The organism is uncultured Brachyspira sp., from assembly GCF_910588665.1.
GTDB lineage: Bacteria > Spirochaetota > Brachyspiria > Brachyspirales > Brachyspiraceae > Brachyspira.
In genome coordinates this window covers 1-2,121 of sequence record NZ_CAJUPR010000035.1, presented here as the reverse complement: position 1 = coordinate 2,121, position 2,121 = coordinate 1, and the positions used below count along the sequence as shown (strand labels likewise).

Below are 2,121 nucleotides of genomic sequence, written 5' to 3'. Positions count from 1 at the left end.
TTCTATATTATTTGTACCAAATTTACATGAAAGAGTTAAAGAAAGTAGTATAAGAAGTAAAGATAAAGTATTAGATAAAATTATTAATCAACATGATACTCAAATACTAAAACAAATCATAAATGAAATCGACTTTAACAGTGTTAAAGAATGGAGAATATATAAGATTAAGTTTGTAATTAATTCTTCTAAATTTGCTTTAGCTCATAAAACAATTGATTCTGTGATTAGAACGTTACGAAATGCTTTTGGACTTAATGAAACTAAATTAGCTAATTATGAATATATGAGACAAATGGTTAATTATTATAATAAAACTCCTCATAAATCATTAAGATTAAGAAACTATAATTATGATTTTGATGATACTGATGAAAGTGAAGTTATATTGAACAAAAATAAATATATATATTATTCACCTATTCAGTTTCAAAATGATATAGATCTAGAATGGAAGTATATAAGATTAATGAAAAGTAAGTTACAAGAAATAAAAAACAAACAAAAATTAAAAGGACTATTAATGTATAAGAAGGGAAATATATTACTAATTCATACTGATTTTGCTAAAACTAAACAAAAATTTGCTAAAAGAAGAAGAGTATTTAATGAAATAGCTCAATTCTTAACATATATTAACGGAAATTGTGTTTGTGATTTGTTAAGATATAATATGAAACCTATCGAGATACCAATAGCTTTTACTAAGAAAGTAGCTGATAATTATGATGAATTAGATAAAGATATTAAATTATACTTTGATATCTAATAAATATGCCAAAAGTTTACTTTCATACTCAAGATAAAGAATTTAAATTACCGATAGAGTTTATTAGTAGTAGAAATAAAAAGTATATAGTTGTTCAGTATGTAGGAGCTATTGTTAAAGAGTTTTTAGTTGGAGATTTAATGGTTCATAGTGATATAGTTCAACAATATAGTTATTGTGATCATTTCATAATGTTAGCTAATAGAAGACAAACAAAATATAGAAAGTATGAATTCTTAAATCATGAACAAAATCATAAAATATGGTTTACTGATTTATACGGAAATAAAATAGAACCTTCTGCGTTTATATTTAGTTGTCTTCTTATTTATTAATAAATGACATTAGTTTTAGGTGAAGAAGTTACAGATTATGAAAATGAAAATTATTATAAAATTGTAATAGGTAGAAATGGTTATTGTATATATTGTTTTTTAGCTAATTTTAGTCTACCTGATATATGTTTAAGTAAGGGTCAAGGAGTTATAAACTATCATCCTTGTTACTTTATTAGATTAACTACAGAAAAACTACCTTCTATCATATTCGTAATAAGATATATTCAGGGAGTAGAATGTGTTGTTTTACTTAAAGATAGACAAGATTATTATAATGAATCAAGATTATTATACACAATTACTCTTAGTGATTTTATGGTTAAGTTTAAAGCTGTAAATGTAGTAAGTAGAATGTATAAAACAGCTGAATTACAATTTAAAGCAAAGTTATATGATGGAATAAATGATGATATCATTGAAAAATATGTTAGTAAATTATCTCCAAGATTAAAACAAAATAGTATTAAAGTTGAACCTCAATACTTTTATGAAATTCATTGGTATAGCAAATGTTGTTTTTATGAAGATTATAGAAATAATACATTAGAACCTTTAGTTTATGCTTGTTTATCTCCAGAAGAGCAAGAAGAAGAAGATAGAAGAAAAGAACAAGAAAGAATAGAAAAAGAAGAAGAAGAAAGATTAATAAGAGAAGAACAAGAAAAACAAGATAGAAAAAGAAGATTAAGAGAAGAAAGAGAAAGAAAGAAACAAGAAGAAATAAATAAGATAGAAGCTGAAAAAGAAAGAAAAAGAAAATTACAAAGATTACAAGATATAGAAAATGCTCCTAAATTGAATTTAATGACAGGTAAAATATATTATCCAGATAATGATATTGAAAAAGTTGAAATAGATAATGGACGTCGTATTGCTTTTGTTCGTAAAAGAAAGAATGTTGAAATTAATACAGATTTACATGATTTTATAGATGAACAAACTGAATTAGATCTAGATTTAGATTTAAGTCCAAATCAAAATATAGTGTTTAACCCTAATAAGTATAGAAAAACT

General features: G+C 23.6%; 3 protein-coding genes. All 3 read left to right on the top strand.

Annotated elements, in window-relative coordinates:
* On the top strand, positions 1 to 769 hold a 769-nt coding region (locus QZ306_RS10430), incomplete at its 5' end, for a hypothetical protein (RefSeq protein ID WP_295163636.1).
* A gap of 5 nt (positions 770 to 774) precedes the next feature.
* Positions 775 to 1,104, top strand: a complete 330-nt coding sequence (locus tag QZ306_RS10425; RefSeq protein ID WP_295163635.1) for a hypothetical protein — start codon at positions 775 to 777, stop codon at positions 1,102 to 1,104.
* A gap of 3 nt (positions 1,105 to 1,107) precedes the next feature.
* Positions 1,108 to 2,121 (top strand): hypothetical protein (locus QZ306_RS10420; protein ID WP_295163633.1); only part of this gene is annotated, 1,014 nt, incomplete at its 3' end.